The sequence below is a fragment of the Pseudaestuariivita atlantica genome (assembly GCF_001205715.1).
Taxonomy (GTDB): domain Bacteria; phylum Pseudomonadota; class Alphaproteobacteria; order Rhodobacterales; family Rhodobacteraceae; genus Pseudaestuariivita; species Pseudaestuariivita atlantica.
The window spans coordinates 180,658-204,929 of record NZ_AQQZ01000004.1; the positions used below are offsets into that span (position 1 = coordinate 180,658).

General features: G+C 67.0%; 22 protein-coding genes. 8 read left to right on the plus strand and 14 right to left on the minus strand.

Going from position 1 to position 24,272, the window contains the following annotated elements; genetic code table 11:
• Positions 1 to 4: 4 nt before the first annotated feature.
• Together ATO11_RS10250 and ATO11_RS10255 are read right to left on the minus strand one after the other, a co-directional pair.
• On the minus strand, positions 5 to 250 hold the full coding sequence (locus tag ATO11_RS10250; RefSeq protein ID WP_050530777.1) for a DUF4170 domain-containing protein: 246 nt from the start codon (positions 248 to 250) through the stop codon (positions 5 to 7).
• A 168-nt stretch (positions 251 to 418) separates the two neighbouring features.
• A complete protein-coding gene (locus tag ATO11_RS10255; protein ID WP_050530778.1) occupies positions 419 to 2,392 on the minus strand; it encodes a tetratricopeptide repeat protein in 1,974 nt (657 codons plus the stop codon).
• A 140-nt stretch (positions 2,393 to 2,532) separates the two neighbouring features.
• On the opposite strand from ATO11_RS10255, the gene ATO11_RS22135 reads away from it, so the two are divergent.
• A complete protein-coding gene (locus ATO11_RS22135; RefSeq protein ID WP_165586951.1) occupies positions 2,533 to 2,694 on the plus strand; it encodes a hypothetical protein in 162 nt (53 codons plus the stop codon).
• Between the two features lie 10 nt (positions 2,695 to 2,704).
• Here the strand turns inward: ATO11_RS22135 and ATO11_RS10260 are convergent, their stop codons facing one another.
• Entirely contained in the window at positions 2,705 to 3,481 is a 777-nt protein-coding gene (locus ATO11_RS10260) for an inositol monophosphatase family protein (protein WP_050530779.1), read from the minus strand.
• A complete protein-coding gene (locus ATO11_RS10265; RefSeq protein WP_050530780.1) occupies positions 3,474 to 4,826 on the minus strand; it encodes a TldD/PmbA family protein in 1,353 nt (450 codons plus the stop codon). The genes ATO11_RS10260 and ATO11_RS10265 overlap by 8 nt, the downstream gene beginning before the upstream one ends.
• A gap of 119 nt (positions 4,827 to 4,945) precedes the next feature.
• Between ATO11_RS10265 and ATO11_RS10270 the strand changes: the two genes are divergently transcribed.
• Genes ATO11_RS10270 through ATO11_RS10280 form a run of 3 tightly spaced genes read left to right on the plus strand, consistent with a single transcriptional unit; the run spans position 4,946 to position 6,578 of the window.
• Entirely contained in the window at positions 4,946 to 5,377 is a 432-nt protein-coding gene (locus ATO11_RS10270) for a hypothetical protein (RefSeq protein ID WP_134643093.1), read from the plus strand.
• Positions 5,378 to 5,406: 29 nt separating this feature from the next.
• On the plus strand, positions 5,407 to 5,745 hold the full coding sequence (locus ATO11_RS10275) for a hypothetical protein (RefSeq protein WP_050530782.1): 339 nt from the start codon (positions 5,407 to 5,409) through the stop codon (positions 5,743 to 5,745).
• 44 nt (positions 5,746 to 5,789) lie between these two features.
• Entirely contained in the window at positions 5,790 to 6,578 is a 789-nt protein-coding gene (locus ATO11_RS10280; RefSeq protein WP_050530783.1) for a peptidoglycan-binding protein, read from the plus strand.
• A gap of 55 nt (positions 6,579 to 6,633) precedes the next feature.
• Here ATO11_RS10280 and ATO11_RS10285 read toward each other — a convergent pair whose 3' ends face one another.
• Complete coding sequence (locus ATO11_RS10285) at positions 6,634 to 8,157, minus strand: DUF2125 domain-containing protein (RefSeq protein WP_050530784.1); 1,524 nt, start codon at positions 8,155 to 8,157, stop codon at positions 6,634 to 6,636.
• A 138-nt stretch (positions 8,158 to 8,295) separates the two neighbouring features.
• Between ATO11_RS10285 and ATO11_RS10290 the strand changes: the two genes are divergently transcribed.
• On the plus strand, positions 8,296 to 9,048 hold the full coding sequence (locus tag ATO11_RS10290; RefSeq protein ID WP_050530785.1) for an SDR family oxidoreductase: 753 nt from the start codon (positions 8,296 to 8,298) through the stop codon (positions 9,046 to 9,048).
• A complete protein-coding gene (locus ATO11_RS10295) occupies positions 9,045 to 9,641 on the plus strand; it encodes an enoyl-CoA hydratase/isomerase family protein (RefSeq protein ID WP_050530786.1) in 597 nt (198 codons plus the stop codon). Before ATO11_RS10290 ends, ATO11_RS10295 begins: the two co-directional genes overlap by 4 nt.
• Positions 9,642 to 9,643: 2 nt before the next feature.
• On the opposite strand, the gene ATO11_RS10300 is transcribed toward ATO11_RS10295, so the two are convergent.
• From ATO11_RS10300 to ATO11_RS10315, 4 genes are all read right to left on the minus strand, one after another.
• On the minus strand, positions 9,644 to 11,620 hold the full coding sequence (locus ATO11_RS10300; protein ID WP_050530787.1) for a hydantoinase/oxoprolinase N-terminal domain-containing protein: 1,977 nt from the start codon (positions 11,618 to 11,620) through the stop codon (positions 9,644 to 9,646).
• 39 nt (positions 11,621 to 11,659) lie between these two features.
• Complete coding sequence (gene queG / locus ATO11_RS10305; RefSeq protein WP_082176248.1) at positions 11,660 to 12,754, minus strand: tRNA epoxyqueuosine(34) reductase QueG; 1,095 nt, start codon at positions 12,752 to 12,754, stop codon at positions 11,660 to 11,662.
• Positions 12,735 to 13,400 carry an FtsZ-binding protein FzlA gene (fzlA, locus tag ATO11_RS10310; protein ID WP_050530788.1) on the minus strand — a complete coding sequence of 222 codons (666 nt, stop codon included), beginning with the start codon at positions 13,398 to 13,400 and terminating at the stop codon, positions 12,735 to 12,737. The genes queG and fzlA overlap by 20 nt, the downstream gene beginning before the upstream one ends.
• 214 nt (positions 13,401 to 13,614) lie before the next feature.
• On the minus strand, positions 13,615 to 14,460 hold the full coding sequence (locus tag ATO11_RS10315) for a LysR family transcriptional regulator (protein ID WP_165586952.1): 846 nt from the start codon (positions 14,458 to 14,460) through the stop codon (positions 13,615 to 13,617).
• Between the two features lie 96 nt (positions 14,461 to 14,556).
• On the opposite strand from ATO11_RS10315, the gene ATO11_RS10320 reads away from it, so the two are divergent.
• Complete coding sequence (locus ATO11_RS10320; protein WP_050530790.1) at positions 14,557 to 14,853, plus strand: YciI family protein; 297 nt, start codon at positions 14,557 to 14,559, stop codon at positions 14,851 to 14,853.
• A gap of 138 nt (positions 14,854 to 14,991) precedes the next feature.
• Here the strand turns inward: ATO11_RS10320 and mtgA are convergent, their stop codons facing one another.
• The 5 genes from mtgA to ATO11_RS10345 all read right to left on the minus strand — a co-directional run bounded on the left by mtgA (position 14,992) and on the right by ATO11_RS10345 (position 23,225).
• Positions 14,992 to 15,774 (minus strand): monofunctional biosynthetic peptidoglycan transglycosylase, encoded by a 783-nt coding sequence (mtgA, locus tag ATO11_RS10325; protein WP_050530791.1) that lies wholly within the window; start codon positions 15,772 to 15,774, stop codon positions 14,992 to 14,994.
• Positions 15,775 to 15,945: 171 nt separating this feature from the next.
• Positions 15,946 to 20,481: a glutamate synthase large subunit gene (gene gltB / locus ATO11_RS10330; RefSeq protein WP_050530792.1), complete on the minus strand. Its 4,536-nt coding sequence runs from the start codon at positions 20,479 to 20,481 to the stop codon at positions 15,946 to 15,948.
• Positions 20,478 to 20,912, minus strand: coding sequence for a GFA family protein (locus tag ATO11_RS10335; RefSeq protein WP_082176249.1), 435 nt, complete (start codon positions 20,910 to 20,912; stop codon positions 20,478 to 20,480). The genes gltB and ATO11_RS10335 overlap by 4 nt, the downstream gene beginning before the upstream one ends.
• Positions 20,905 to 21,684 (minus strand): hypothetical protein, encoded by a 780-nt coding sequence (locus tag ATO11_RS10340; protein ID WP_134643094.1) that lies wholly within the window; start codon positions 21,682 to 21,684, stop codon positions 20,905 to 20,907. Before ATO11_RS10340 ends, ATO11_RS10335 begins: the two co-directional genes overlap by 8 nt.
• 119 nt (positions 21,685 to 21,803) lie before the next feature.
• Positions 21,804 to 23,225 (minus strand): NAD(P)-dependent oxidoreductase, encoded by a 1,422-nt coding sequence (locus ATO11_RS10345; protein ID WP_050530795.1) that lies wholly within the window; start codon positions 23,223 to 23,225, stop codon positions 21,804 to 21,806.
• 215 nt (positions 23,226 to 23,440) lie between these two features.
• Between ATO11_RS10345 and ATO11_RS10350 the strand changes: the two genes are divergently transcribed.
• Positions 23,441 to 24,250 (plus strand): undecaprenyl-diphosphate phosphatase, encoded by an 810-nt coding sequence (locus ATO11_RS10350; RefSeq protein WP_050530796.1) that lies wholly within the window; start codon positions 23,441 to 23,443, stop codon positions 24,248 to 24,250.
• Positions 24,251 to 24,272: the final 22 nt, after the last annotated feature.

Here is a 24,272-nt window from a genome sequence, read left to right on the forward strand (position 1 = left end):
GGCTTCAGACGCCCAGCTCCTCGGTCGGGGATGCGGGGGCCTCTTCATCCCGCAGACGGTGCAGGTGGGCGATGAAATAGCGCATGTGCGCATTGTCCACCGTGCGCTGCGCCTCGGCCTTCCACGCATTGTAAGCCGTTGCGTAATCGGGGAAAATTCCGACGACATGGATGTCGTCGGTGTCCTTGAACTGGGTCTTGGTGGGGTCGGTCAACTCACCCCCGAAGACAAGGTGCAGGCGCTGGGTCATGGCACGGTCCTTTGCGTTTCGCTGCCCTCAGGATTGGAGCCCCCACCGACCGGGGTCAAGGGCGCGCGGCCCCGTCAAAGTGTACAAATTGCTCACTTCGGGGGGTGAAAGTGAGCAGATCGGGTGGGATGGAGCGGCGAGAGGTCCCGGGTCAAGCCCGGGACGGGGTCAAAGGGCTTCGAGGTCGGCTTTGACGTTGTGTGCAATCTCAAGATAGCCTTTCGCACCGTGTTTCTCGAACACTTTGATGGCATCCTTGATATGCGCGAGCCCCGTTTTGATGTGCGCACGATTCCCAGTAATTTCGCAAAGCGCTCCCTGCAAGTTGGCTAAATTTGTCTGCGTCGCCGCCCAGTCAAGCGGCACACGCTCCCGCGTCCGCTCTTCCAGCGCCGCGCGATAGGCCGCCGCCGCCTGTTCCAGCACCGCCTCGTCCCCGCGACGTTCGCCCAGCACTTGAAGCGTGATCCCAAGGTTGTTCTGCGTCATCGCCCAGTCGAGCGGCACACGCTCCCGCGTCCGTTCTTCCAGCGCCGCGCGATAGGCCGCCGCCGCCTGCTCCAGCACCGCCTCGTCTCCGCGACGTTGGCCCAGAATCTGAAGCGTGATCCCAAGGTTGTTCTGCGTCATCGCCCAGTCGAGCGGCACACGCTCCCGCGTCCGTTCTTCCAGCGCCGCGCGATAGGCCGCCGCCGCCTGCTCCAGCACCGCCTCGTCTCCGCGACGTTGGCCCAGAATCTGAAGCGTGATCCCAAGGTTGTTCTGCGTCATCGCCCAGTCGAGCGGCACACGCTCCCGCGTCCACTCTTCCAGCGCCGCGCGATAGGCCGCTACTGCCTGCTCCAGCACCGTCTCGTCCCCGCGACGTTCGCCCAGAACCTGAAGCGTGATCCCAAGGTTGTTCTGCGTCATCGCCCAGTCGAGCGGCACACGCTCCCGCGTCCGTTCTTCCAGCGCCGCGCGAAAGGCCGCCGCCGATTGCTCCAGCACCGTCTCGTCCCCGCGACGTTCGCCCAGAACCTGAAGCGTGATCCCAAGGTTGTTCTGCGTCATCGCCCAGTCGAGCGGCACACGCTCCCGCGTCCACTCTTCCAGCGCCGCGCGATAGGCCGCTACTGCCTGCTCCAGCACCGTCTCGTCCCCGCGACGTTGGCCTAGCACCCGAAGCGTGTTCCCGAGGTTGTTCTGCGTCCCCGCCCAGTTGAGCGGCACACGCTCTCGCGTCCCTTCTTCCAGCGCCGCGCGATAGGCTTCCGCCGAATGCTCCAGCACCGACTCGTCCCCGCGACGTTCCCCCAGATACTTGAGCACGTTGCCATGGTTGTTGAGAACCGCGCCGCGCTGATCCGGTGTCTGGCACAGCGGCAGGGTTTGCGCGCTGATCTGTTCCGCGAGGGCGAGGCGCAGGTCGATGCCCTTGTCGCGGCCTTCCACGTACCATTTGTCCTGCTCGGCGCGCAGCGCCTCGATGAGTGCATCCGGGTCGCTGTGATCCAAATGGTGCATCCGGATCAGGGCGGATGCCGCAGCGGTGGGGTCCTGAGCGAGCAGGTGCGCGTCGGCCTCTGCTTGCAGCAAGCGGGAGAGGCCAGCGGTGGCTTGAGCGGTGGCGTCGGAGGCGACGGTGGCGGCGCCCGTGAAGTCCTCGTCCGCGACCCGGTCAGCGATGCGTTTCAACACGTCATCCACGAAGTCATCGACGTTCGACCCGTCTTGCCCCCCCTTGATCAGGCGGGACGCGGTTTCGAGCGCGGCTTCGAGCGCGTTCAGGGCGCCGTCGAAATCCTGCGCCTGCGTGTCGGCCATGCGGTAGGCGAGCGACATGACGAGACTGCGACGCAGGTCGAGCTTTTGTGCCAGCGCCTCTTTCTCGGCCACCAAGCGGTCGACCATATCGCGGGATGGGCGGTGATCGGGGTCGGTGCGGCAGGTGTCGATCTGCTCTTCTGTCAGGCCCAACGCGTCGGCGATGCGGCGGATGGTGTATTCCTGCGGGTTGTCGACGCGGGCGTTTTCAAGGCGCGAGATGTCGGCCTTGCGGTCGGGACTACCCAGCGCATCTTGGGCGAGGACCTCTTGGGAGATGCGAAGATCACCGCGCGTCTTCTTGATCAGGCGGCCCAGCGCGACGGTATCGAACAACTTTCCACAACTCCGCAACAAGGGCCGCAATTCGGCGCAACAACTTCTGGTCTCTGAAATCCCACGCCGCGAGACGGCATGTTTCCCCTGTCGACACTAATGCAATCGCGGGGCCCCGCTCAACCTTACGGAGACGAAAGATGTTGAAGTGGATCAAGGAAAAGCTGGCCGGGATGGATGGCCATGTCTGTGTGCATGCCGGGTTGGCGGCGGCCTATGCCGGGGCGCTGATGGGCGTCGATTCCAGCCTGTCCTACGCGGCCTGTGCGGGGCTTTATGCCGGGCTGTGCATGATGCGGTAGGCGGGTGCCCTCACGCCCCCGGCACTGCCGGCCGAAGGGCCGGGTGCAGGGCGGGGGCGGAGGCGAGGATGCCGCGGGTCTGGCCCGTGGGGCTGTTGAACCGCAGGGGCGCGCCGGTGGGGTCGGTGGCGAGCGCGCCCGCCTCGGTCGCCAAAAGCGCTCCGGCGGCGATGTCCCATTCCCATGTCGCGCGCACGGTCAGCATTGCGTCGAACCGGCCCTCGGCCACCAGCGCGAGGCGGTAGGCGAGCGAGGGGCGGTAGGCGCGGGTGATGGGCGGCACGCCGTTGGGCCAGAGCGCGGGCGCGAGGCCGGGCTTGGCGATCAGCACCTCTGCCCCGTCCACGTCCTGCCGGGCGGAGGCTGTGAGGGGCGCGTCGTTCAGCGTCGCCCCGCCGCCTTTTTCGGCGACGTACATCAGGTCGCGCTGGGGGAGGTAGACGACGGCGGCGGTGACCTCCCCGTCGCGCGCGATGGCGAGCGAGTGGGCCCAGGTTTTCGAACCTTCGATGAAGGACCGGGTGCCGTCGATGGGATCGACGATGAACACGTCGCGGGCAGTGAGGCGGGTCGGGTCGGCCTCGGATTCCTCGCTCAGCCAGCCATAGCCGGGGCGCGCGCCACGCAGGCGCTGGCGGAGGTGGGTGTCGACGGCGAGGTCGGCCTCGGTCACCGGGCCGGCGTCACCGGGCTTGTCCCAGCGGCGGGCGTCGGGGCCAGCGATGCGGGTGGCGATCTCCCCGGCTTCGCGCGCGGCCTCGATCAGGAGGGAGAGGTCGTCAGGCACCGGCGATCGCCATTCCGTCGATCAGGATCGAGGGCACCACGCGGCTGAGCCACGGGCGCGCGTCGTTGGCGGGGACGATGCGTTTCAGCATGTCGGGCAGGGAGCCCGCGATGGTGCCTTCGTTGACCGGGTGGCTGATGGTGCCGTTTTCGACCCAGAGGCCCGAGCAGCCGCGCGAGTAGTCGCCGGTGTTGGGGTTGATCGTGGCGCCGATCATCGAGGTGACGATCAGCCCGGTCCCCATCTGCGCGATCAGGTCGTCGCGGGTGGCGGTGCCTTGCGTCAGTTCAAGGTTCCACGCGGACGGGCTGGGGCCAGACGTGGTGCCGCGCCCGGCATTGCCGGTGGGTGCCTCCCCCAGCTTGCGCGCGGTGGCGAGGTCGAGCGTCCAGCCCTGCAGCACGCCGTCGCGGATCACGTCGCGGGGCGTGCAGGGCAGGCCTTCGGCATCGAAGGGGCGGGAGGCGGAGATGCGGGGGCGCGTCGGGTCCTCGACCAGCGACAGGCCCTCGGGCAGGACCTGCTGTCCCTTGGCATCGCGCAGCCACGACGCCCCGCGCGCGATCTGCGCACCGTTGGCGGCCACCATCAGGTGACCGATCAGCGAGGAGGAGATGCGCTCGTCGAACAGGACCGGGTAGGTGCCGGTGGGCGGCTTTTGCGCGCCAAGACGCGCGGCGGCGCGTTCGGCGGCGCTGCGCCCGATCTCGGCCGCGCCGCGCAGGTCGGCGCCGTAGGTGCGGCTGTCGCCGTCATAGTCGCGCTCCATCCCCAGCCCCTCGCCCGCGATGGCGACGCAGGAGCGGGAGCGGGAGGTGCGGCGGTAGCCGGCAGAGAACCCGTTCGACGCGGCCAGCCAGATGTCGCGCGCGCCATATCCCGCGGTGGCGGATTGCACCTGCGAGATCAGGCCGGTGTCGCGCGCGGCGGCCTCGGCTTCCTCGGCATCGGCCTGAAGATCGGCGGGCGCGGGTTCCGGCGCGGGATCGGCGAGGTCGAGCGGCGTGGCGTCGGTGTCGGTCGCCAGTTGCGCGGGATCGGCGAGGCCCGCAAAGGGATCGTCCGGCGCTTCGCGCGCCATGGCGACGGCGCGTTCGGCCATGGCGGCAAACGTCTCGGGCCGGGCGTCAGAGGTGGAGATAATGGCCGACCGCTGCCCGACGAAGACCCGCACGCCCAGGTCCGTCGCCTCGGACCGTTCGGCCTGTTCCAGAACGCCGTCGCGCACGTCGATCGAGACGGAGGAACCGGACACGGCAAGCGCGTCGGCGGCATCGGCCCCGGCGGCGCGCGCGGCGTCGATCAGGGCATGGGCGAGGTCGGACAGGGAACGCGTCTGGGACATGCCCGAGACCTAGCCCGCGCACCCATGCGCCGCAAGGGAGGCGGGCGCGGCAAAAAATGTGTCACAAGACACGCATGAAGTGTGTATAATATGCATGATTCTATTTGAGCGAATTTGTTATGCGACTGCGACTGGCCCTTTTCACCCTTGTCATGGTGTTCGTGGCGGCATGTGAGCCGCTGATCAGCCCCTACCGGGAAACCGCCTACCAGAACGCGACGACGCTGAAGGCGCGCAGTGCGGCGCTGGTGGCCAAGGCCTCCGATCCCTACCCGCAGCACAGGACCGAGGCAGAGGCGCTGCTGGTCGCGGTCGACGCGGCCTATGAATATTCGCGCGGCCTGCCCCGCAACGAGGTTTCGGCCAAGCAGTGGGACATCATGCGCGATCCGAATGGCAACCTTCTGGGCGGCTTCATCGGGCGCTGGCGCGACAAGGGCCGCCTGAACCCCTTCGTGCGGGACGAAGGGGCGGAGCTGATCGCCGAGGGCTTCGACACCATCATCTGTGTCGAGATCAACAAGCGGGCCGCCGATTCCTGCACCAACTGACGGCCTGAACAGACGGCAAGGAGAACGGGATGAGCCTGACAAACAACTGGGACGGCTTTCTGGAGGCGGTCCGCGACGGCGTGGTCGTCCTTGCGAAGAACACGGTGAACGACGCCGTCTCGCAGGCGCAGAACGACGCGCAGGCCTTCATCGCCAAGACCGAAACCCGGCTGAAACGATGGGGTGACGCGCTGGCCGACGGGGTGATCGACCTTGACGATTTCGAGTTCCTCGTGGGCGGGCAGCGCGACCTTGCGCAGTTGCACGCGCTGAAGGCAATCGGCCTTGCCAAGGCACAGCTGGAGCGGTTCCGGCAGGGATTGATCAGCCTGATCGTGACCTCCGCATCGGAGGCTGTCGGCCTCTAACCCACTTCCGCGACGACCCGATTTTCAGAAGAAGGATTTTTCTCATGGCACTTTCGACACCAACCGATTTCGCCACGCACGGCATCGACCGGTTCACCGTGAACGGCGACATGCGCAGCGCGCGCAACCAGACGATGCTGTCGCTGATCGGCAACCCGCGCGGCAATTACGACCAGGAATGCCGCTGGCCCACCAACCAGGCGATCCTGAACCAGATCAAGATCGAGGATGTCGGCCCCTTCAAGGTGTCGGGCCTTGCCCCCGCGGTCGAGGCGCTGGGCAACGTCATGGACGACATCAAGGCAGAGGACCGCGAGGTTTACGACGCGCTGGGCACGATGGGCATGCTGTGCTGCCGTCTGGTGCGCGGATCGACCTCGGCCATTTCGAACCATTCGTGGGGCACGGCCATCGACGTGACGCTCGAAGGCAAGCTCGACAAGTTCAAGGACGGGCGGGTGCAGAAGGGCCTGTTGCGGATCTACAAGATCTTCCAGCGCCACGGCTTCTTCTGGGGCGCGGCCTTCTCGCGCGAGGATTCGATGCATTTCGAAATCTGCGACCAGCTGATCCGCAAATGGGTCGACGAGGGCAAGATCACCAGCGGCGGCGGCAACGTCGACAACGGCGTGCTCGATTTCGGCGACCGCGGCCCCGAGGTGACCGAGTTGCAGCAGGTGCTGAACCTGCGGCTGGGGCTGGATCTGGACACCGATGGCGTGTTCGGCCCCGCGACGCGGGCGACGGTGATGGAATTCCAGCGCCAGAACGGGTTGACCATCGACGGTGTCGTCGGCCCCAACACCGCCGCCGCGCTGGGCATCGACCTGTGACATGAAAAAAGGCGCGCCGCATCGTGCGCGCCTTTGCCATTTCAGGTGAACGGGGTCATCGGATGCGCTGACCGTTGGCCAGGATCTGGCCCTGCTCGTTCATCTCGATCCGGCTTTTGAGCACATCATCGCCCGCGGGGACCGCGAACATCGACATCATCATCCGCGCGCCCATCGCCTGTTCCTGCGGCAGAAGCCCCATGTTGATCAGCGTGTCGATCAGCGCGTTCGCGCCCGCAAGCTGCAGGTCCACAGCGCCGATGGGCTTGGGGATGCCGTCATAGGTCTGCATGTCGGTGTTGTCGAAGGTGAAGTCCCCCGACCCGGTCAGCTTGGCGCCGACCGCCTCGATCAGCAGGTTCTGCAGCGTGAGGGACTGCAATTCGCCGGGCAGCATCTCGCCCCGTTCCACGGCCTGCATCGCGTCCTCGTCGAACAGGTCGACGAGCAGCTTCACGCCGCCGACGAGGTCGAGGTCGATGGTGGCCGGGTCGCGCGGCAGCTGGCCCGCCGGGTCGAAGATCGACCACAGCAGGTCACCCATGGTGAACTTGCCGAAGGTGACGCCAAGGCCGAACCCCTGTTCCTCGTCCGACTTGGCCAGCGGCACGCCGATCTCGAACCGGGTCTCCTCCATCGCGAACTCGACGGGGAAAGGCAGGTCGGTGCCCTGCAGGGCGACGGTGTTGTCCGTCCCGGTCAGGCCATAGCCGACGACGCCGTCGTCGATCGACACCGACAGGGTCGAGGAGGTGGAGCTGAGCGCGCCCACGAGCGTTTCGCCATCGGCGGTGAAGTTGAAGTTGGTGTTGCCCGGACCGGCGGAATAGGTCCCGTCGACCAGGAAACCGCCGCCAAAGAACGCGGCCGGGTCGGTCGGGTCGATTTCCAGCGGCAGGCGCATGTCGCCCTCGAACGAGATACCGGCCACGTTGCCGGCGAAGGTGCCGCCCTCTTCGCTGCCCGGCTCGTCGATCTTCACCGAATAGGACATGTCGCCCAGCGACAGGCTTTGCTGCATGTTGCGCAGGTCACCCACCTGCACCGCCGACACGCCGTCGAACTGGCTCATCGACAGCTTGAAGTCGATGATGCCGGGCACCGCGTTCGCGCCCTCGACCGTCAGCGATTCAAGCGCGATGGCGATGTCGTCGGCATCGTAGGTATAGGTCATGTCGTTCGGCGACCCCGACGCGACGATATCGAACTTGGAATTGGTCACGCCCAGCTCGATCCGCACGGGATCCTCGCCCTCGGCGGTGACGTCCATCACGATCGGCAGATCGCGGCCCAGCCCGATCGCCACGGACCCGTCGGATTGCGTGGTCAAGGACATGTCGGGCAACATCATGGTCACCTCCACCCCTTCCTCGGGAACGGGAACCACAACGGTATAATCCGAGATTTCGAGCGTGTCGCCCGACTGCGTTTCAGAGGCCGAAACGGTATAGCCAAAACCGGCCAGGTACGCCTTCTGGTCGGCCCAGACCTGCGCGGCCGTCAATTCGGCAAAAGCGGGTGCGGCAAGGAGAACGGACGCCAGCGCGGTGCTGCTGCCGAGGGTGAAAATGCGGGTCATGTCAGAACCTTTCGTGAAATATCTGTCTCTGAACTTGTTGGCGCGCTCCGCAACCGTCAAGTAGGAGAAACCGGAAGCTGCGAGGCCCCTGACCCAAAGTCACCCGCCCCAAGCGACACATCCACGAAGGAGAGCGCCATGGACATGACAGGAAAAACCGCCCTGATTACAGGGGCGTCCCGAGGGATCGGCGCCGACACGGCGCGCGAATTCGCCAAGGCGGGGGCCAAGGTCGCCCTGCTGGCCCGCTCGACCGAGGCGGTGGCCGAACTTGCCGGGGAAATCGGCAGCGACGCCGCCCTTGCCATCCCCTGCGACGTCAGCCGCCAGCACGAGGTCGCCGCCGCCGTGGCCGCGACCGAGGATGCGTTCGGCAGCATCGACGTGCTGGTCAACAACGCCGGCGTGATCGAACCCGTCGCCCACATGGCAACCGCCGATCCCGAGGCGTGGAGCCATGTCATCGACATCAACCTCAAGGGCGTCTTCTACGGCATGCACGCCGTCCTGTCCGGCATGATCGCGCGCGGCGGGGGCACGGTGCTGACGGTATCATCCGGCGCGGCCCACGGCCCGGTGGAGGGCTGGTCGCATTACTGCGCCTCCAAGGCGGCAGCGGCGATGCTGACCCGGTGCCTCGACAAGGAATACCGCGACAAGGGCATCCGCGCGATCGGCCTCAGCCCCGGCACCGTCGCCACCCAGATGCAGAAAGAGATCAAGGCATCCGGCATCAACCCGGTCAGCCAGCTGGACTGGTCGGCGCATATCCCCGCCGACTGGCCCGCCAAGGCGCTGTTGTGGATGTGCGGCCCCGAGGCCGATGGCTGGCTGGGTGACGAGATCTCGCTCCGCGACGAGGGCATCCGCAAGAGCGTCGGCCTGGCATGATCGAGGTCACCGATACCGACGGCCTCCGCCGCATCACGCTCGACCGGCCCGACAAGGCCAACGCGCTGACTGCCGCGATGCTCGAAGACCTGTGCAGCGCGGTGGAGGCGCAGGCCGCCCCCGTCCTGATCCTGACCGGCGCGGGCCGCGTCTTTTCCGCCGGTGCCGATCTGGACGCGGCGCGTGCCGGGCTGGCCACCTCGCCCTTGTGGGAGCGGCTGTCGGGCGCCATCGCCACCTATCCGGGCCTGACCATCGCGGCGCTGAACGGGTCCTGCGCAGGCGGCGCGATGGGCATGATGCTGGCCTGTGACCTGCGGGTCGCGGTGCACGGCGCCAAGTTCTTCTACCCGGTGATGCGGCTGGGCTTCCTGCCGCAACCGTCCGACCCCGGCCGCATGGCCGCCCTGATCGGTCCCGCGCGGGCCAAGCTGATCCTGATGGCGGGCCACAAGGCCACCGCCGACGAGGCGCTGGACTGGGGGCTGGTGGACCGGCTGTGCGACGATCCCGTCGCCGTGGCGACGTCGCTGGCCGCCGATGCGCAGGCCGCCGACCCCGCCAACGTCACCGCGATCAAGCGCCTGTTCTGACCTCAGCCCTCGGCGATGCGGGGGCGGCCCGAGGCCTCGACCCGCAGGACCGCCTCGATCACCATCTCGCGGCCTTCGACCTCGGCCATGCGCATGTCGCGCGTCACCCGGATGTCGAGGCCCGACGCCCCCGCCGCCAGCGCCTCGCGCTCGGCCTCTGACCGCAGCGTGTCTTCGAGCAGCGCCATCGCGTCATCCAGCGTTCCGAAATCCCGCGGCCCGGTATCAAGATGCACGCGGAACCGCCCGTCGGACGGCGCGGTCACGGTGCCTTCGCGGCGCACCCGCACGCGGCCAACAACGGCGCCCACCGCGTTGGCGACCTCGGCCCCGTCGGGCAGCCGCATCTCGCATCCCAGCAAGTCGCCCACCGCCGGGTACCACGTCGCGGCAGAGGCACCGAGGCCCACCACGGGCATCCCCACGCGCACGTCCAGCGCCACCGCCCCGCGATGCGCACCCAGCCCGCGCCAGACCAGCGGATGGTGCGCAAGGTCCTGATCCATCCCGTCCTCGGCAAAGGCGGATTCCAGCAGCACCTCGCCCGTCTGGCGGGTCAGTTGATCGACGATGATCCGCGCCACGCCTTCGGCATCGCCCAAGGGCTCACCCGCCCCGGTGCGCCGCCTGCCGAACAGCGTCAGCGCCGCGCGGGCGGCATCGGCATCCCACGCATCCGCCAGCCCCAGCACATGCGCCGCGTCCGACGGTGTCACGCCCGCCACCTGCACGATCCCGCGCGACACCAGCCGCGTGACCGATCCGATCTCCACCCGCTTGCGCAGGACCGCACCCAGTGGGGCAACCCCTTCGATCCGCGCCAGCACCTCGGCGTCGCGCGCCGCAAGGCCCGCATCCGACGCCCCCGGCACCCGCCGCACGAACCGCCCGTCATGCTCCCCCGGCACCGCCGCATGTAACTGCGCCTCCAGCGCCGGGCGCACCACCTCGGGCGCTTCCACCGCCAGCAGGGACACCGGCAGCACCCGGCGCGGCCCCAGCCGCACGCCGCCCGCCAGCCCCTCGGTCAGGAAATGCACCTCGCTGTCACCGCCAAGGCCGTGGGTGCGCATCGCCACCGCCTCGACCATGGTGCGATAGGGGCCGACCCGCGCGCCCATCGGGTCGATCTTGGGCCGCCCGCCGCGCAGGATCGCGATGTCGGTCGTGGTGCCGCCGATATCCGACACCAGCGCGTCATCCGCCCCCGTCAGCCAGCGCGCGCCCACGATCGAGGCGGCGGGACCGGACAGGATGGTCTCGATCGGCGCGCGCCGCGCCTCGGTACTGGAAACGAGCGCCCCGTCCCCGCGCACCACCATCAGCGGCGCATCAACGCCCAGTTCGGTCAGCCGCGCCTGCGCCTGCCCGATCAGCCGGTCGATCATCCCCACCAGCCGCGCGTTCAACAGCGCCGTGAGCGCCCGTTTCGGCCCGTTCAGCTTGGCGCTCAGCTGGTGCGAGGCGCAGACGGGCCGCCCCGTCGCCCGCGCCACCGCCTCGGCCATCGCCAGTTCATGCGCCGGGTTGCGCACCGCGAACAGCCCCGCCACGGCAAAGGCCCCCACGTCCGGCGCGTCGGCCAGCCACGCTTCCAGCGCTTCGGTGTCGAGAGGTTCCGCCTCGTCCCCCGCATGACCCATCTTGCCGGGCAACAAGAGCACCGGATCACCCTTCAGCGCGTCCGTCAGCCCGTGCTTGTCGAGGTCCTGCTGCCGGAACCCCGCCGCGATCAGCGCGACGCGATCCCCCTGCCCTTCAACCAGCGCATTGGTGGCCAGCGTGGTCGACAACGCCGCCATCGACACGGTTGCCGGATCGACGCCCTTCAGCACCTCCGCCACCGCCGCGCCGATCCCTCGGGCCAGGTCGGGCCGGGTGGTCAGCGCCTTGGCGCGGGCGACGATCTGTTCCTCGTCGCGGATCAGCACCGCGTCGGTATAGGTCCCGCCCGTGTCGACGCCCAGCGCCAGTGCCATGCCCTGTCCTTTCCGTGTCCGCGATTGGATCGCGCGGCCTCAGCCCCGCTTCGCGCCTGTTTGCGACACAGCCCAGCGCGCAGCGTCAGCAACGACCGGGTCGGCATCCTCGCACAACCCCCGCGCCACCTCCCGCAAGGCCGGTACGCCGGAATTGCCGATGGCGTAAAGGACGTTGCGCACGAACCGCCCCCGCCTGATCCGCTTGATCGGAGAGCCCGAGAACTTCGCCCGGAACGCCGCGTCATCCAGCACCGCCAGTTCCGCCAGCGCGGGCGCGCGCAGGTCGTCGCGGGCGTGGTACTTCACCTCGGTCGCGGCCTGCGCGAACTTGTTCCACGGGCAGACGGCGAGGCAATCGTCGCAGCCATAGATGCGGTTGCCCATAAGGGGCCTGAGCGCCGCGTCCACCGGGCCCGCATGTTCGATGGTCAGGTAGGAAATGCAGCGCCTTGCATCCAATTGGTAGGGCGCGGGGAAGGCATCGGTCGGGCACACATCCAGACAGGCACGGCAGGACCCGCAATGGTCGACCTCTGCCGCGTCGGGCTCCAGCGCGACCGTGGCAAAGACCGACCCGATGAAGAACCACGACCCCATCTCGCGGCTGACAAGGTTGGTGTGCTTGCCCTGCCAGCCCAGACCCGCCGCCTGCCCCAGTGCCTTCTCCGGCACCGGCGCGGTGTCGACGAACACCTTCACCTCGCCCCCCGCCTCGGCCACCAGCCAGCGCGCCAGCCGCTTCAGCCGCTTCTTCACAACGTCATGGTAATCGCGGTTCTGGGCATAGACGCTGATCGCCGCGCGGTCCGGATGGTCCAGCACCTCCAGCGGGTCATGGTCGGGGGTATAGGCCTCCCCCAGCACGATCACCGACCGTGCCTCGGGCCACAGCGCGGCAGGGGAGGACCGCCACGCCACCCGCTCCTCCATCCAGCCCATCGAACCGTGATACCCGGCGTCCAGATACCCGCGAAGACCCTCGCTAATATCCACCGCGCCCGGCGCACAGACACGGCACAGGGTAAAGCCCGCCGACAGCGCCTCTGCCTTCACCCGCGCCGTCAGCTGTGCTTCTTCTCTTTTCAAATATGTACGGCCCCTCGGTCCGCCATCAGAAGTCGAGGTCGGCATAATGCGCCGGCGGGCGGAACCCGCTGACCTGGTCGGCCAGGATCGACCGGAAGGCGGGGCGCGACTTGATCTTGGCGTACCAGTCCTTCACCACCTCCGACCGGTTCCAGTCCACGTCGCTGATATAGTCGAGCGACGATAGGTGCGCGGCGGCGGCGAAATCGGCGAGCGTCATGGTGTCGCCCGCCAGCCAGCGCCGGTGATCCAGCAGCCACGCCATGTAATCGAGGTGATACTTGATCTTCTGCGCGCCCAGCTTGACGTTCTTGCTGTCGGGATAGCCCTGCCCGGTCAGCTTGCGGTTCACCCGTTCGTAGAGCAGGTTCGACGTGACCTCGTTGTGGAACTTGTCGTCGAACCACGCCACCAGCCGCCGCACCTCGTACCGGTTGTCGGCGCTTTTGGGCATCAGCGAGGGTTCGGGATACTGTTCTTCGAGGTATTCGCAGATCGGCGCCGACTCGGCCATCGTCTTGCCGTCGATCTTGAGGATCGGCACCTTGCCCGCCGGGTTGCGGCGCAGGAAATCGGCGTCCTGCTCCCAATAGCGTTCCTCGACCAGCTCCACCTCGATCTTCTTCTCCGCGAGGCTCAACCGCACCTTGCGACAGAACGGAGACAGCGGGACGTGGTACAGCTTTGCCATGAGGGACCTATGGGGTTGGTCCTTCCTGAATGCCCGCAAGCGGTCCGAGTTTCAATCCTTCACCGCACCCACCGGCAACAGCTTGCACGGCCGGGCAGCCGCACACCATGCGCGCGTACTGAACCTGCTTCCAATGCCGCCACGTCCCACCCAGTGCCCCGCCCCCCCGCGAGGCGCGCACGCACGGGCGCGACGAGCCGCCACCCCGAGGTGGTCACTGCCAGTTCAGCCCGGTCAGCCACGCCTTGACCGCCGCCACCGACCCGCGCTCCGCCTGGTCCGCATGGCTCAACATCCAGACCTCGCGCCGGGGAAGGCGAGCGTCCTTGCCGGTCTCCAGCCGCTGCAACCGCGGGTCCGCATCCGCAATCATTCGCGGCAGCAACGTCTTGCCAATCCCGGCGGCCGCCGATTCCAGCGCCGTTTCCACATCCGCTACCCTCAACCGCACCTGCGGTCGGCTCTTCTCGATCCAATGCGCCTGCGGCAGATGCGCATGCGTCTCGTCATATCCGATCCACGCCATCCCGTCGGCATCCGCCCCTGCCGCCGCATAGGCGGCAAATCCCATCTCGCCCAGCTTCTGCGCCTTGGTCCGCAACCCGCCCCCGTGCGGGCGGGCGAACCGCACGGCCAGATCGGCCTCGCGCCGGGACAGGCTCAGGTTCTGTGACGCGGGCACCAGTTCCACCGACACGCCCGGATGCGCATCCAGCAGGTCCCGCACCGCGCGCGTCAGAACCCGGTTCACGATGATCGGCACCGAACTGATCCGCACGACGCCCGCGACACCCTGCGCCTGCTGCCCCGCGTGATCGTGCAGGGCCAGCGTCTCGCGCTCGACGGTTTCGGCATGGCGGATCATGGCCTTCGCGGCATCCGTGGCCACGTATTGACCAGCGTGCGACCGCACGAACAGCGTGACCCCCAACGCCTGCTCCATCGCCGCCAATCGGCGCGCGACGGTCGTGTCGCTGACGCCCACGATCCGCGCCGCGCCCTTCAGCGAGCCCTGCCGGAACAGCGCCAACAGGTATTTGAGGTCATTCCAGTCCAGCATCTGCATTTCTGCAGGTTAATGCCGCAAAACTGATGCCACAATCCGCAGTTTTGCCGTGCCATGCTGCGCCCGAAACCCACAGAGCAAAGGCCAGCCATGCACTATGTCGTCCTGTTCACCGATGCCCCCGACGCCGATCCCGACATCCGCACAACCCACATGGCCGCGCATCTCGATTTTCTCGAGCGCAACGCCGACCGGGTCGCCGCCGCGGGTCCGCTCTCTGACCCCGCGCAGGCGGGGCGCGACGGATTGTGGATCGTCACCGCCGACACGCCGGATCTGGTCACGCAGCTGATCCATGCCGACCCGTTCTGGCCCACCGGCCTGCGCGCATCCTATGCAATCATCCCGTGGCGGCGGGTGTTTGCCGCCGGGTCGCGCCTGATCTGACACCGCAATCGCAACGCGGTCCTGCCGCAGCCATGTCCCGCTCCCCACCATCCGGGGCATGACATCCATCGCCCTTGTCTACGCTGGCGCCTGCGTGGGCGTGATCGGTTTTCGGATCGCGCTGGTCATTGTGCCGGGCTAACCCTCGAAACACGCGGCGCGTCCGTCGGCCTCGATCGTGGCGGCGCCCGCGGCGATCCGGCTGGCGCGATTGCGCACCAGCGTCGACGGGCGCGAGGCCGACCGCGTCTTGGGCGCGGGCAGGATCGCCGCCAGCCGCGCGGCCTGCGTCGGCGACAGGGCATCCGGGCCGACGCCGAAATAATGCCGCGCCGCCGCCTCGACCCCGAAGACGCCTTCGTCGAACTCGGCCACGTTCAGGTAAACCTCGAGGATCCGGCGCTTGGACCAGAACAGCTCCACCAGCGGGGTCAGCCCGGCCTCCAGCGCCTTGCGGGTGTAGCTGCGGCCATGCCACAGGAACACGTTCTTCACGACCTGCTGGGTGATCGTGGACCCGCCCCGCGCGCCACCGGATTCGATGGCGGCGCGCATCGCGTCCATGTCGATCCCCCAGTGCAGGCAGAAATTGGCATCTTCCGCCGCCACCGCCGACCGCGCCATCACGGGCGCGATTTCCTCCATCGGCACCCATTCGCGGTCGATCCCGCCCAGCCGCGCGGCCTCGGCCCGCATGTAGGGGCCCATGGGCGGGTTCACCACGCTCAGCATGGCGATGATGACCAGCGGCAATACGATCACGATCAGCACTCCTCGCCAGACCCAGCGCCACAGCCAGCGGCGCAGCCGCGCGCGCCATGACAGACCGGTGCCACCCGACCCTTTCGGGCGGACCCGCCGGGGCGTCACCTTGCGCCGCTTCTCGGCCCGTTTGGGCGTCTTTTTCGGGGCCCGCGCCATTGCGAATGCTTTGCCGTCCACGCCGCGCACGTCAAGCCGGTTGCGCGCATGCAGCCCGCGGGGTGGCCGCAGCGCATCGCGGAAAGAGAGGGGAGAGAGTGCCCGCGCACGGACCAGCCGCGCACCGGGACAGGCCGGTCCGGGCAGGCGCGCGGCCTGCCCGGCCTGATCCTATTCGGCCGGAACCGCGGCCTTGTCGATGCCAAGCGGCGCCGGCAGCTTGTCGAGCATCTCGATCGGGCAGACCTGCACAAAATGCGCCTTCTCGACATCCCAGTGCTGCAGGATGTCCGCCGCCTTGCGGCTGCCCGTTTCGCGCATGTGCCGCTCGATCATCTCTTCCAGCTGCACCGACCAGTGATCGACGGTCACCGGGCAGGTCACCAGCGTTTCGAGGTTCATCATCCGGACCGCCGTGCCATCGGGGTCATAGACATAGGCCATGCCGCCGGTCATCCCCGCGCCGAAATTCGCGCCGATCGACCCGAGGATCACCGCCAGACCGCCGGTCATGTATTCACACCCGTTCGATCCGCAGCCTTCGACCACGACCTTCGCGCCCGAGTTGCGCACGCAGAACCGCTCTCCCGCGCGGCCCGCCGCGAACAGGTACCCGTCGGTCGCGCCGTAAAGGACGGTGTTGCCGATGATCGTGTTGTCGGCCGCCACCAGCGGGGAGGCCATCGGCGGACGCACCACCACGGTCCCGCCCGACAGGCCCTTGCCGACATAGTCGTTGGCATCGCCCGACACTTCCAGCTTCAGCCCCGGCGCGGCGAAGGCACCGAGCGACTGCCCGGCCGAGCCGGTCAGCTTGACCGTCAGGTGATCGGGTTGCAGCGAATTGCGCATCCCGAACTTGCGCACGATATGCGACGACGTGCGCGTGCCAACCGTCCGGTGCGTGTTCTGCACCGCGTAGGACAGTTGCATCTTCTCGCCATCCTCGAGGAACCGCGCGGCATCGCGCACGATTTCCGCGTCGAGCGTATCGGGCACCTCTTCACGCGCGCGGTCGCGGTTGTAGACGATCTTGTCCGACCCATCGACGGTGATGAGCAGCGGGTTCAGGTCCAGATCGTCCAGATGCGCCGACCCACGGCTGACCTGGGACAGCAGGTCCGCCCGCCCGATCACCTCGTCCAGCGACCGTGCGCCGATGGAGGCCAGAACCTCCCGCACTTCGGTGGCGTAGAAGGTGATGAGGTTCACGACCTTGTCGGCGTTGCCGGTGAACTTGGCGCGCAAGGACTCGTCCTGCGTGCAGACGCCCACGGGGCAGGTGTTGGACTGGCACTGTCGCACCATGATGCAGCCCATCGCGATCAGGGCGGCGGTGCCGATGCCGTATTCCTCGGCCCCCATCATCGCGGCCATGACGATGTCCCGGCCCGTGCGCAGACCTCCATCGGTGCGCAAGGTCACGCGGCTCCGCAGGTTGTTCATGGCGAGGACCTGGTGCGCTTCGGTCAGGCCCATCTCCCACGGAAGGCCGGCATACTTGATCGACGTGGCCGGGGACGCCCCGGTGCCGCCGTTGTGGCCCGAGATCAGGATCACGTCCGCCTTGGCCTTGGCCACCCCGGCGGCAATCGTGCCGACGCCCGAGGATGCCACCAGCTTCACCGTCACCTTGCAGCGCGGGTTGATCTGTTTGAGGTCGTAGATCAGCTGCGCCAGATCTTCGATCGAGTAGATGTCGTGGTGCGGCGGGGGGGAGATCAGGGTCACGCCCTTGGTCGAATGCCGCAGACGCGCGATCAGGTCGGTGACCTTCATCCCCGGAAGCTGGCCGCCTTCGCCGGGCTTGGCACCCTGGGCCACCTTGATCTCCAGCTCTTCGCACTGGTTGAGATACTCCGCCGTCACGCCGAACCGGCCCGACGCGACCTGCTTGATCTTGGCGGACGGGTTGTCGCCGTTGGGTTCGGGGTGGAAATGCGCGGGGTCTTCACCGCCTTCGCCACTGTCCGACTTGGCCCCGATCCGGTTCATCGCCACGTTCAGCGTCTTGTGCGCCTCTGGCGACAGCGCGCCAAGGCTCATGCCCGGCGTCACGAACCGCTTGCGGATCGAGGTGATGCTTTCCACCTCTTCGATCGGCACAGGCTTGCCCAGCGCCTTCATGTCCAGAAGGTCGCGCAGATGGATCGGCGGGTTCGCCTGCATCATCTTGGAATATTGCTGCCACAGCTGATAGCTCGCCTTGTTGCAGGCCATCTGCATCATGTGCATCGTCTGGGCGCCCCATGCGTGGGTCTCCCCCGTCTTGCGCGCCTTGTAGAAGCCGCCGATGGGCAGCACGCCGGACGATTGCCAGCCCTGCGCGTGGACCTGTTCGACCTTGCCCTGGATGCCGGTCACCCCGATGCCCGAGATACGGCTGAGCATGCCGGGGAAGTATTCCGCCACCATCGCGCGGCTCAGTCCCACCGCCTCGAAATTCAGGCCGCCGCGATAGGAGGAAATGACCGAGATGCCCATCTTCGACATGATCTTCAGCAGGCCCTGGTCGATGGCGTTGCGGTACCGCGCCACCACCTCGGTCAACGGACCGTCCAGCAGGCCACGCTCGATCCGGTCGGCAAGGCTGTCCTCGGCAAGGTAGGCGTTCACCACCGTCGCGCCCGCGCCGATCAGCACGGCGAAGTAATGCGGGTCGATGCATTCCGCCGACCGCACGTTGAGCGAGCAGAAGGTCCGCAGGCCCTGCCGCGTCAGGTGGCTGTGCACCGCGCTGGTGGCGAGGATCATGGGCATACTGACCTTGCCTTCGCCCGACATGTGATCGGTCAGCACGATATGCCCCGCGCCCGAGCGCACGGCATCCTCGGCCTCGGCCCGGATGCGCGCCAGCCCTTCGGCCAGCGCATTGGCCGCGCCGCCGGTGGGGAAGGAGCAGTCGATGGTCACGACCTCGTCCCCGAACGCATTCAGCAGCTTTTCGAACTGCGCGTTGGCCACGAACGGGCTGTCGAGCACGACGATTTCCGTCTGCGCGCTGGATTCGTCCAGCACGTTCTTGAGGTTGCCGAACCGCGTCTTGAGGCTCATCACGCGATACTCGCGCAACGAGTCGATGGGCGGGTTGGTGACCTGGCTGAAGTTCTGGCGGAAGAAGTGCGACAGCGGGCGATACCGCTTGGACAGAACCGCCGACGGCGTGTCGTCGCCCATCGAGGCGACGGTTTCCTTCCCGTCCTCGGCCATGGGCGCGAGGATCTGCTCCAGCTCCTCAACCGTATAGCCCGCCGCGATCTGCCGCTTGCGCAATTCGTCACCGCTGAACAGGGCGCGTTCGGTCACGCTGGCGAGCGTGTCGTCCAGTTCGTTGATCTTGCCGACCCACTCACCGAACGGTTGCGCGGCGGCGAGCGTGTCCTTGATCTCGGTATCGTGGAACAGCTTCCCCTCGGCCATGTCGACGGCGATCATCTGGCCGGGGCCCAGCGCGCCCTTTTCGATCACGCTGGTCTCATCAATCGGGACCATCCCCGCCTCGGACCCCGCGATCAGCAGGCCGTCACCCGTCACCACGTAACGCATCGGGCGCAACCCGTTGCGGTCCAGCCCGGCACAAACCCAACGGCCATCGGTCATGGCAAGTGCTGCAGGGCCGTCCCACGGCTCCATCACGGCGTTGCAGTAATTGTACATGTCGCGCCACGCCTGCGGCAGCTCCACCGCCTGCTTGGACCACGATTCCGGAACCAGCATCGTCTTGGCCATCGGCGCGTTGCGACCCGCCCGCACCAGCACCTCGAACACCGCGTCCAGCGCCGCCGAGTCGGATGCACCCGAAGCGATAATCGGCTTGATGTCTTCCGCCATCTCGCCAAACGTGTTCGACGCCATGCGGATTTCATGGCTCTTCATCCAGTTGGTGTTGCCCTTCAGCGTGTTGATCTCGCCGTTATGGGCGAGCATGCGGAACGGCTGGGCCAGCCACCATTGCGGGAAGGTGTTGGTGGAATAGCGCTGGTGATAGATCGCGAAGGCGCTTTCGAACCGGTCGTCCTGCAGGTCGGGGTAGAACTCCGCCACCTGCTCGGCCAGCATCATGCCCTTGTAGATGATCGACCGGCACGACAGCGACGCGATATAGAGCGTCGGCACCTGCGCGGCGGCGGCCGCCTTTTCGATGCGGCGGCGGATGACGTAAAGCTCACGCTCGAACTGCTCTTCATCGACGCCCTTGGAATTGCCGATCAGGATCTGCTCGATCTCGGGGCGGGTGGCATTGGCCTTGTCACCAAGGCACGCAACCTCGACCGGCACCCGGCGCCAGCCATAGATGCGGTAGCCTTTGCGCAGCACCTCGGTTTCGACGATGGTCCGGCAGGTCTCCTGCGCCCCGAAATCTGTGCGCGGCAAAAAGACCTGGCCCACGGCGATCATCTCGCCCTCTTCGGGCTCGTGCCCGGTGCGGCGGATCTGGTCCTCGAAGAAGGGCACGGGGATTTCCACGTGGATGCCCGCGCCGTCACCCGTCTTGCCATCGGCATCGACCGCGCCCCGGTGCCAGACGGCCTTCAGCGCGTCGATGCCCGCCTCGACCACCTGCCGCGACTTGGCGCCATCGACGGACACGACCAGACCCACCCCGCAGGACGAATGCTCGTCCGTTTCGGAATACATTCCGTTCTCGGCCATCCAGCGGCGTTTCTCTTCCTCGGCCCTTGCCCAGTTGGCATCGAACTTGGTCATGTGCTTTCCCTTTCGAGATACGCCCGTAACTTGGCCTCTTCCTGCGCTTCGGTGCTTTGCGTGGCACCTTCGAACGCCGGCAGCCAGTCCGGGCGGTAATCGACAAAAATCTCTTCGGTGACGGTCAGTCCCGCCTGGTCATCCAGCAAACCCGCCGCGACACCGCGCGTGGGCTTGCCCTGCATTTTCCACCACAGGGTCGAGCCGCAAGTGGCGCAGGTGATGCGCTCCCCCCAATGGCTCGCGTGATAGGAGTGCAGGGCGTCTTCGCCCTGCGTGATCTGCATTTCGGCAACATGCGCAACGAACAGCGGCCCGCCTCCCGTCCATTGCTGGCACTGGCGGCAATGACACGCCTGCAACCCGGCCTCGACACGGGCCGAAAACCGCACCGCGCCGCAAAGGCACCCGCCTGTGCGCAACTCACTCATCGCGCACCTCCGGCACCGGCGCGAAGGCCGCCGGCAGGATGCCGGGCGCGTCCAGTCCGGCGCTCAGGCTGTCGCAATCGTATTTCGGGCGGTTGGGGAAAAAGCCGGGCTCGCCGGGATAGATGAATTCGACGGGCCGGAAATCGTAGGGCACGGTTTCGCCGTTGCGGGTCGTCGTGCCGCTTCCGGAAAAGAAGACGCGATGCCGGTTCGAGATGAACTCGTTCCCCTCGCGCTCCCAGATGACTTCGCCATCCGTGCCGACGGCTTTCGCGGCATAGGCCGTGGGCAGCAATTCCTCGCCGTCGATGGTGACCGGCCCGCCCACGACGCGGTCGAACCCGGTCACGTGTTCGGTCACGTCGCCACGGCGGATCAGGAAATCGTAGGTGTCGACGCCGGTGCCGAGCAGTTCGGACATCGACATCGGGTCGGCGCTCGACATCAGGGTGTTCCGGCGGACGGGGAACAGGGTAAAGCTTTCGACCCACTCCGCCTCGTTGTTGACGCGGCTGACAAAGGTCGGCCCGTTCGGCCCTATGGTCACCCGCCACGTGTCGCCGGGCAGGTCGCCTTCGCAGGTCCAGTAATTCGCCACCTGGCAGGTGCGGGACTGGACCGTCAGGAACCCGGTGCAGCCATCGGGCGGCTGGAAGCCCTGCGCCGCGGCAGGCAGCGCGCCAAGGGCGGCGACCACGACCCCGGCCAGCCCGACCGCGATGCGCGGTCCGAGAGGGACACAGGCAGCAAGGATGGCTGCAAGGCGTGTCATGTCTGTGCTCCCTGTCTCGGCGCCGGTTAGGTCAGCCTTGGTGTCGTTTTGCCGGTCCATTGTGGACGCGGCGCGAAATGCTCGGTTTCGGGGGGTGTTCTGTACAGATCGTGCAGAACTCACTCCGCCGCGATGGCCTTGGCCGGGCCGAAAGCGTCGAGGATCGCGTCGGCGCAATCGCGCCCGTCGCGGATCGCCCAGACGACCAGCGAGGCACCGCGCACGATGTCACCCACCGCGTAGACGCCCTCCATCGCCGTCTTGCCCGTCGTGAACTCGGCCTTGACCGTACCCCACCGGGTCACCTCCAGATCGGGCTGATCCCACATCTTGGGCAGGTCCTCGGGTTCGAACCCCAGCGCCTTGATGATGATGTCCGCCGGTTCGACATAGTCGGAACCTTCAATGATCTCAGGTGCTTGACGGCCCGTCACGTCCGGCAGGCCCAACCGCATCCGCTGCACGACAACGCCTTCATCGGTGAAGCCCCTGGGCGCGGTCAGCCATTCGAACTGCACGCCTTCCTCCTCGGCGTTCTGCACCTCGCGCTGTGACCCCGGCATGTTGGCCCGGTCGCGGCGGTACAGGCATTTGACGCTTTCGGCCCCCTGCCGGATCGCCGTGCGCACGCAGTCCATCGCCGTGTCACCTCCGCCGATCACCACCACGCGCTTGCCCTTCGCGTTCAGGGTGCCGTCAGTGTAACCTTCTGTTTCCTCACCGAAATTCAGCTTGTTCGAGGCGGTGAGGAAATCCAGCGCCTTGACCGATTGCCGCGTTGCCGGTTCCGGCAGGCCCAGTTCGCGCGACTTGTAGACGCCGGTCGCAATGATGACCGCGTCGTGCTTGGCATGGATGTCAGCAAACTTCGCGGCGTCCACGTCGCAGTTCAGTTCGAACGTCACGCCGCCCTGTTCAAGCTGTTCGTTGCGGCGCACCACGACGTCCTTTTCCAGCTTGAAGCCGGGGATGCCGTAGGTCAGAAGCCCACCCGCGCGGTCGTAACGGTCATAGATCGTGACCTGCACGCCGGCACGGCGCAGCACGTCCGCCGCCGCCAGCCCGCCGGGGCCCGCACCGATGATTCCTACGCTTTCGGGACGCTCCTGCATCGGGGTGATTGGCTGCACCCAGCCATTTTCCCAAGCGGAATCAGTGATGTATTTCTCCACCGCGCCGATCGTGACTGTGCCGTGGCCGGATTGTTCGATCACGCAGTTGCCTTCGCACAGGCGGTCCTGCGGGCAGATGCGGCCACAGATTTCCGGGAAGGTGTTGGTGGCCTGGCTGACCTCGTAGGCCTCCTGCAAGCGGCCCTCGGCGGTCAGGCGCAACCAGTCGGGGATGTTGTTGTGCAAGGGGCAATGCGACTGGCAGTAGGGCACGCCGCATTGCGAGCAGCGCGAGGCCTGCTCCGCCGCCTTTTCCCGCGCGAACTCGGCATAGATCTCGTCGAAATCGCCCTTCCGCGTGTCGGCAGACCGCTTCTGCGGCATGTCGCGGTCGATCTTGACGAATTTGAGCATCGGCTGGTTGGCCATCGGAGCCTCTCTGTCTGTCGAGCGGACCTTTTAACAGATGATCTGCGTCTGAAAAGTCATAAAGCGTTACCTATTTGGCAAATATTTTGTCGCGTGTCCGGTCGGTCTGGTGAGGAAACGTCAATATTTAGGTCCGACTCGGACACAACTGCGCGCTTTCCTTTTAAAACAAGGCGCTTATACCGGGTGCACCCGCCAACCTGATGCGAGGCCACATGGCGCTCTATCACCTGTTTCTCGTCGCGATCATCCAGGGCGTGACCGAATTTCTGCCGATCTCGTCCTCGGGGCACCTCATTCTGCTGCCGAATCTCACCGGGCTGGCGGACCAGGGACAGGTGATCGACGTGGCGGTGCATGTCGGCACGCTGGGCGCGGTGGTCCTGTATTTCTGGCGCGACGTGAGGCTCGCGGCGAGCGGCATCCCGCGCCTGTTGCGCGGCAAGGTCGACACGCAGGGCGCGTGGCTTGCGCTGTGCCTTGCCATCGCGACCGTGCCGGTGATCCTGTTCGGGCTGGTGCTGAAGCTGACGGGCTGGGACGATGCGCTGCGGTCGGTCGTGGTGATCGGCTGGACGATGCTGATCTTCGGGCTGGTGCTGTACTGGGCCGACCAGTTCTATCCGTCCGAGCGCAAAGCCGCGGACTGGTCGATGAAACATGCGTGGATCATGGGGCTGTGGCAGGCCGTGGCGCTGATCCCCGGCACGTCGCGGTCGGGCATCACCATCACCGCCGCCCGGTTCCTCGGCTACGAACGGTCCGACGCGGCACGGCTGTCCATGCTGATGTCGATCCCCACCATCCTCGCCTCGGGCGCGGTTCTGAGTGTCGAGGTGATCGCCGACGCCGACCTCGCCGCCGCCCGCGACGCCAGCATCGCCGCCGTCTTCGCGTTCCTCGCGGCCCTATTGGCGCTGTCGCTGATGATGCGTCTTTTGCGGTCGGTCAGTTATACGCCGTACGTGGTGTACCGGGTGGTGCTTGGGGTGGTTCTGCTGTGGTGGGGATACACGGCCGTCTGAGCCGCGCAGCGTCGGGCCGCGG

Excerpts from the sequence above, each read along its gene's own strand:
- ATO11_RS10250 (WP_050530777.1), bottom strand. The coding sequence starts at position 250 with ATGACCCAGCGCCTGCACCTTGTCTTCGGGGGTGAGTTGACCGACCCC.
- ATO11_RS10285 (WP_050530784.1), bottom strand. The coding sequence starts at position 8,157 with ATGACCCGCATTTTCACCCTCGGCAGCAGCACCGCGCTGGCGTCCGTT.
- gltB (WP_050530792.1), bottom strand. The coding sequence starts at position 20,481 with ATGACCAAGTTCGATGCCAACTGGGCAAGGGCCGAGGAAGAGAAACGC.
- fzlA (WP_050530788.1), bottom strand. The coding sequence starts at position 13,400 with ATGGCAAAGCTGTACCACGTCCCGCTGTCTCCGTTCTGTCGCAAGGTG.
- ATO11_RS10345 (WP_050530795.1), bottom strand. The coding sequence starts at position 23,225 with ATGGCCAACCAGCCGATGCTCAAATTCGTCAAGATCGACCGCGACATG.
- ATO11_RS10320 (WP_050530790.1), top strand. The coding sequence starts at position 14,557 with ATGCACTATGTCGTCCTGTTCACCGATGCCCCCGACGCCGATCCCGAC.
- ATO11_RS10265 (WP_050530780.1), bottom strand. The coding sequence starts at position 4,826 with ATGTCCCAGACGCGTTCCCTGTCCGACCTCGCCCATGCCCTGATCGAC.
- ATO11_RS10295 (WP_050530786.1), top strand. The coding sequence starts at position 9,045 with ATGATCGAGGTCACCGATACCGACGGCCTCCGCCGCATCACGCTCGAC.
- ATO11_RS10290 (WP_050530785.1), top strand. The coding sequence starts at position 8,296 with ATGGACATGACAGGAAAAACCGCCCTGATTACAGGGGCGTCCCGAGGG.
- ATO11_RS10335 (WP_082176249.1), bottom strand. The coding sequence starts at position 20,912 with ATGAGTGAGTTGCGCACAGGCGGGTGCCTTTGCGGCGCGGTGCGGTTT.
- ATO11_RS10270 (WP_134643093.1), top strand. The coding sequence starts at position 4,946 with ATGCGACTGCGACTGGCCCTTTTCACCCTTGTCATGGTGTTCGTGGCG.
- ATO11_RS10340 (WP_134643094.1), bottom strand. The coding sequence starts at position 21,684 with ATGACACGCCTTGCAGCCATCCTTGCTGCCTGTGTCCCTCTCGGACCG.
- ATO11_RS10315 (WP_165586952.1), bottom strand. The coding sequence starts at position 14,460 with ATGCTGGACTGGAATGACCTCAAATACCTGTTGGCGCTGTTCCGGCAG.
- ATO11_RS10300 (WP_050530787.1), bottom strand. The coding sequence starts at position 11,620 with ATGGCACTGGCGCTGGGCGTCGACACGGGCGGGACCTATACCGACGCG.
- ATO11_RS22135 (WP_165586951.1), top strand. The coding sequence starts at position 2,533 with ATGTTGAAGTGGATCAAGGAAAAGCTGGCCGGGATGGATGGCCATGTC.
- mtgA (WP_050530791.1), bottom strand. The coding sequence starts at position 15,774 with ATGGCGCGGGCCCCGAAAAAGACGCCCAAACGGGCCGAGAAGCGGCGC.
- ATO11_RS10275 (WP_050530782.1), top strand. The coding sequence starts at position 5,407 with ATGAGCCTGACAAACAACTGGGACGGCTTTCTGGAGGCGGTCCGCGAC.
- ATO11_RS10350 (WP_050530796.1), top strand. The coding sequence starts at position 23,441 with ATGGCGCTCTATCACCTGTTTCTCGTCGCGATCATCCAGGGCGTGACC.
- queG (WP_082176248.1), bottom strand. The coding sequence starts at position 12,754 with ATGCCGACCTCGACTTCTGATGGCGGACCGAGGGGCCGTACATATTTG.
- ATO11_RS10280 (WP_050530783.1), top strand. The coding sequence starts at position 5,790 with ATGGCACTTTCGACACCAACCGATTTCGCCACGCACGGCATCGACCGG.